Origin of the sequence: Pseudomonas emilianonis (genome assembly GCF_023072625.1) — a bacterium.
Taxonomy (GTDB): domain Bacteria; phylum Pseudomonadota; class Gammaproteobacteria; order Pseudomonadales; family Pseudomonadaceae; genus Aquipseudomonas; species Aquipseudomonas paraveronii.
In genome coordinates this window covers 1-5,145 of sequence record NZ_JAKNRV010000354.1, presented here as the reverse complement: position 1 = coordinate 5,145, position 5,145 = coordinate 1, and the positions used below count along the sequence as shown (strand labels likewise).

6 protein-coding genes are annotated in these 5,145 nt (G+C 59.7%); 5 read left to right on the top strand and 1 reads right to left on the bottom strand.

Features of this window, described 5'->3' with window-relative positions:
• The coding region (locus L9Z73_RS24895; RefSeq protein WP_247406744.1) for a TIGR00366 family protein at positions 1-465 on the bottom strand (465 nt) is incomplete at its 3' end.
• Positions 466-650: 185 nt separating this feature from the next.
• On the opposite strand from L9Z73_RS24895, the gene L9Z73_RS24890 reads away from it, so the two are divergent.
• From L9Z73_RS24890 to L9Z73_RS24870, 5 genes are all read left to right on the top strand, one after another.
• On the top strand, positions 651-1,955 hold the full coding sequence (locus L9Z73_RS24890; RefSeq protein ID WP_247406741.1) for an MFS transporter: 1,305 nt from the start codon (positions 651-653) through the stop codon (positions 1,953-1,955).
• A 71-nt stretch (positions 1,956-2,026) separates the two neighbouring features.
• Positions 2,027-3,163, top strand: coding sequence for an XRE family transcriptional regulator (locus L9Z73_RS24885; protein ID WP_247406738.1), 1,137 nt, complete (start codon positions 2,027-2,029; stop codon positions 3,161-3,163).
• Positions 3,160-3,657: a DUF4411 family protein gene (locus L9Z73_RS24880; RefSeq protein ID WP_247406736.1), complete on the top strand. Its 498-nt coding sequence runs from the start codon at positions 3,160-3,162 to the stop codon at positions 3,655-3,657. Before L9Z73_RS24885 ends, L9Z73_RS24880 begins: the two co-directional genes overlap by 4 nt.
• 156 nt (positions 3,658-3,813) lie before the next feature.
• Positions 3,814-4,719 carry a cation diffusion facilitator family transporter gene (locus tag L9Z73_RS24875; RefSeq protein WP_247406733.1) on the top strand — a complete coding sequence of 302 codons (906 nt, stop codon included), beginning with the start codon at positions 3,814-3,816 and terminating at the stop codon, positions 4,717-4,719.
• Positions 4,720-4,828: 109 nt separating this feature from the next.
• Positions 4,829-5,145, top strand: a 317-nt coding sequence (locus L9Z73_RS24870; protein ID WP_247406729.1) for a TolC family protein, incomplete at its 3' end; no start/stop codon positions are given.

The window sequence follows — 5,145 nt, the reverse complement described above, 5'->3', positions numbered from 1 at the left end:
CCCTGAGGGAGTCGTTCCATGAGCTACCAGCACAAGTATGTCGACGGCACCAACATCCACTTCCCTGTGGGAAAAGTGGTGTGTATCGGGCGTAACTACGCCGAACATGCCAAGGAACTGGATAACCATGGAAATCAACGCCACCCAGGCCACGGCCGAGCGGCCGTTCTTCGGGATGCGCGCCAGGCGGTCGATCAGCTTCACCGCAGGCGGCGAACTGGCGACCACATAACCGCCGATCACCACGAAGGCCATCTGCATGGTGAACGGGATCAGGCTCCAGAACCCATCGCCGAACGCCTTGGCGGCCTCGCTCGGCGCGGCGCCCATGCCCAGGGTCGCCACGGCGACAATGATCACGGCGAGGGCGGCAAACACCCAGGAGTCAGGAAACCAGCGTTCGGCGAAATTGGAGCAGCGCAGGGCAAATCGGGCATAGCGGCTTTCTTCGAGAGCATCGGCCACGAGTCATTCCTCTTATAGTTGTTATGGTTTTGACAGTTTTACGCCATGTTCCGCTACGGCCATTGATAGGGGAATGCAGTTATCTTCATCGATCAATGAGGAAAACAAATATATCCTCCGCGATTGCCATCATCCGGCTCAGCTCATAATCTGCACGCCATTTTGTTTGTCTGCCGAGCCTCAACATGACTGCCACCTCGCTTGCACAGGCGCAGCGTTTTTCCCGCTCCGACTACAAAACCCTGGGCCTGGCCGCCCTCGGCGGTGCCCTGGAAATCTACGACTTCATCATCTTCGTGTTTTTCGCGCTGACCCTCAGCCAACTGTTCTTCCCGCCGGAAATGCCCGAGTGGCTGCGCCTGCTGCAAAGTTTCGGGATCTTCGTCACCGGCTACCTCGCGCGCCCGCTGGGCGGCATCCTGATGGCGCACTTCGCCGATCACCTGGGGCGCAAGCGCGTGTTCAGCCTTAGCATCCTGATGATGGCCTTGCCCTGCCTGCTGATCGGGATCATGCCGACCTACGCGCAGATCGGCTATTTCGCACCGCTGATCCTGCTGGTGCTGCGCGTGCTGCAAGGCGCGGCGGTGGGCGGTGAAGTGCCCAGCGCCTGGACCTTCGTCGCCGAGCATGCGCCGACCCATCACCGCGGTTACGCCTTGGGCTTCCTGCAAGCCGGCCTGACCTTCGGCTACCTGCTCGGCGCGCTGACCGCCACGCTGCTGGCGCAACTTTTCACCCCGGCGGAGATCCTCGACTACGCCTGGCGCTTCCCCTTCCTGCTCGGCGGTGTCTTCGGCGTGATCGGCGTGTGGCTGCGTCGCTGGCTCAACGAAACCCCGGTGTTCCTCGAAATGCAGGCGCGCCGCCAAGCCGCCGCCGAAATGCCGCTGCGCACCGTGTTGCGCGACCATCGCAGCGTGTTGCTGCCGGCGATGATCCTCACCTGCGTGCTCACCTCCGCCGTGGTGGTGCTGGTGGTCATCACCCCGACCATGATGCAGAAAACCTTCGGCATGACGCCCAGCCACACCTTCGCCCTGAGCGCGCTGGGCATTGTGTTCCTAAACATCGGCTGCGTCCTGGCCGGCCTGTTGGTGGACCGCATCGGCGCCTGGCGCGCGGTGCTGGTCTACAGCCTGTTGCTGCCGCTGGGGATCGCGGTGTTATACGCCAGCCTGATCGCCGGTGGCGTCTGGCTCGGCGCGGCGTATGCCGTGGCGGGCTTGAGCTGCGGTGTGGTCGGCGCAGTGCCGTCGGTGATGGTCGGGCTGTTCCCGGCGCCGGTGCGGGTGTCGGGCATTTCCTTCACCTACAACATCGCCTACGCGCTGTGGGCGAGCACCACGCCCTTGATCCTGATTGCACTGATGCCGACCAGCCCATGGATTTGTGTGGGCTATTGCGTGGTGATGGGCGCGGTGGGGGTGGTGAGTGTGGTGCTGTTCAGTAAGCGCCACGCAGTGGATGCAGGCACTCACGGGGCCTAAGGGCCACCAATTGACGGGTATTGCAGCCACTCCTATAGTCAGCTCCACCCTCGATTAGCACCTAGTACTTCATGACTCAGACGGCCTTTATCAACCCCTCCATCCTGTCTTGGTCTCGCCAGCGGGCGGGGCTGTCTGAGGCTCAGGTCGCCAAGGGGCTTACGGTCAAGACGCAAAGGGTCATGGAGTGGGAGGGCGGCCGGAGCCTACCCACCTTTAACCAGGCGCAAAAGTGGGCTGCCATCGCGCATGTTCCTTTTGGTTTTCTCTTTCTCCAGGCGCCTCCACAGGAGCATCTTCCACTTCCGGACCTGCGCACGGTGGGCGGTGTATTGCCCGATAAACCCAGCCTGAATTTGATGGACACCGTCAGGGATGTGTTGCGCAAGCAGGACTGGTACCTGGAGTATTTGCAGGATCATGAACGAGCGCCGCTTTCCTTTGTCGGTAGCTTCAACAGTCGCTCGCCGATCAAGGACGTCGTTGCCGATATTCGTCGCGTGCTGGGCATAACTGATGCTCCTACCCGTATAAGTTATGAAGACTATATGCGGGCATTGGTGAGTGGCGCGGAAGACGCCGGTATTCTCGTTATGCGCAGCGGTGTTGCCTTGGGCAATACCCGCAGGAAACTTGATGTCAGCGAATTTCGAGGATTTGCGATCAGTAACGTGATGGCGCCTGTCGTGTTTATCAACAGTGCTGATGCACCCTCTGCACGGCTTTTTACCCTGATGCATGAGCTTGCCCATATCTGGATCGGTAGCACAGGTGTGTCCGATGGAGGTAGTCAAGGTGCCGGTCAGGAGGAAGTGTTCTGCAATGCCGTGGCGGGCGAGTTTCTTGCGCCGGGGATCGTCTTCAGCGCGTACTGGGACGGCGATATTTACTGGGAAGGAAACCTGGCGCCTTTGGCGGGGCGTTTTCATGTCAGCGCACTCGTCATTGCCCGTCGTGCGCGTGATCTTGGTTACATCAGCAGCGATCAATACGGTGCTTACTACCGACGGATCTTGCAGGCCTATCGAGATAAGGATTGCAGCGGAGGGGACTACTACCGCACCGCAGCAACCAGGAACAGCACCCGGTTAAGCAAGGCTGTTCTGGCAGAAGCCAAGAGCGGACGGATTTTGTTACGGGATGCCGGAAAACTGCTGGGTGTACAGCCTGCCAAGTTGAAGGCATATGGGGTGAAGCTCTCGGCATGAAGCATCTATTGGATTCGAATACGTTGATCGAGGCCAAAAATCGTTATTACGGTTTGACGATTTGTCCAGGCTATTGGGCGTGGATACTTCAACAACACCAGGCCTTGGAGGTTGCCAGTATCGTACCGGTACTGGACGAACTGGCCAAAGGCAATGACGACCTCACCCAGTGGGTCAAGGGCAATGCCCACCTCTTTGAAGACGCCAGTGATGAACGGACTCAAGCGGCATTTGGGCATATTGTCGCCAAAATTGCGCAGCAGGCGCCGCTGATGAAGGCTGGCGCACTTGAAGAGTTTCTTGAAGGGGCAGACCCGTGGCTGATTGCCAAGGCTATGACGACGGGGGCAGTGGTCGTAACCCATGAAGTTTATAACCCCGATATCAAGCGCAAATACACCATTCCCAATGTGTGCTCACTCGTCGGAGTCTCTTATATGAACACGTTCGAGTTGCTCGGTAAGCTGGACGCACGTTTCGTTTTGCACCACTGACTCATAGGGGAAGAGGGCTGCCCTCTTCAGGTCGGGAGTTTTGGTGCGATCAACGGTAACCGCCTGCTGGCGCGCGGATGACAAATTTGTAACCTGTGCCGGCGGATTTAGCCGATAGCTCTATGATCCCTGAACCACTCCCCACGAGGATGTTCCATGAGCGCAGGACACAACCACGCCCAGGTACGCGCCGGCCACGAACGCCAGTTATGGATCGCCCTCGGGCTGACCAGCAGCTTCATGATTGCCGAGGTGATCGGTGCCTTTATCACCGGCAGCCTGGCGCTGTTGTCCGACGCTGCGCACATGATGACCGACGCCCTGGCCATGGCGATTTCCCTGGTGGCGATCCAAATCGCCAAGCGCCCCGCAGACCGCAAGCGCACGTTCGGCTACGCGCGCTTTGAAATCCTGGCGGCGGCCTTCAATGCGTTGCTGCTGTTTGCGGTGGCCTTCTACATCCTTTATGAGGCCTATCAACGCTTGCAGGCGCCTGCGCAGATCCAGTCGACCGGCATGCTGGTGATCGCCGTGCTGGGGCTGCTCGTCAACCTGATCTCCATGCGCCTGCTCAGCGCCGGCAGCGGCGAAAGCCTGAATGTCAAAGGTGCGTACCTGGAGGTCTGGAGTGACATGCTCGGCTCTGTCGGCGTGATCATCGCGGCTGTGGTGATCATGTTGACCGGCTGGGGTTGGGTCGACTCGGTGGTGGCGGCGGCAATTGGTTTCTGGGTGTTACCGCGTACCTGGGTGTTGCTCAAGGAGAGCATGAATGTGCTGCTGCAAGGTGTGCCCGACGGCATCGATATCGACAGTGTGGAACAGGCCATACGTGGCGTACCTGGCGTGAAGGATGTACATGACCTGCATATCTGGGCGCTCACCAGTGGCAAGAACGTGCTCAGCAGCCATCTGGTGGCGGACGCGGTGCCGGGCGTCGAGCAACAGGTCCTCGCTCAAGTGACGCAATTGCTGCATGAACAATTCGATATTTCCCACGTCACGCTGCAGGTCGAGGGCGACGGTTTTCATCGTGACGGGCCCGAAGAATCCCATGCTTGAGCCTTGCTAACGGATTTGTAATGTTCGCCCCACCGCCCTGATAAGTACCGAAAGTTACAGTGCCCCGGCTTGGATTTATCCGCCATTTCATGGGCCTGGAACTCTCGTTATGCCAACTCGTGCAAGAACATTACTGTGCTCGATCGTCGTGTTGCTGGCGACGGCGCAAGGGGTCGGCGCCCAGACCCTGAGCCTCGACGCCGCCCTGCAAACCGCCTTCGCCAATAACCCCGACCTGGCCGCCGCGCAATGGGAGATCGACATCGCCAGCGGCGGTCGCCAGCAGGCGGGGTTGATCCCCAACCCGGTGGCCTCATGGGATGCCGAAGACACCCGCCGCGACACCCGCACCACCACGCTCAAGTTAAGCCAGACCCTGGAACTGGGCGGCAAGCGCGGTGCGCGCATCGAGCTGAACATTGGCAA

Excerpts from the sequence above, each read along its gene's own strand:
- L9Z73_RS24890 (WP_247406741.1), top strand. The coding sequence starts at position 651 with ATGACTGCCACCTCGCTTGCACAGGCGCAGCGTTTTTCCCGCTCCGAC.
- L9Z73_RS24885 (WP_247406738.1), top strand. The coding sequence starts at position 2,027 with ATGACTCAGACGGCCTTTATCAACCCCTCCATCCTGTCTTGGTCTCGC.
- L9Z73_RS24880 (WP_247406736.1), top strand. The coding sequence starts at position 3,160 with ATGAAGCATCTATTGGATTCGAATACGTTGATCGAGGCCAAAAATCGT.
- L9Z73_RS24875 (WP_247406733.1), top strand. The coding sequence starts at position 3,814 with ATGAGCGCAGGACACAACCACGCCCAGGTACGCGCCGGCCACGAACGC.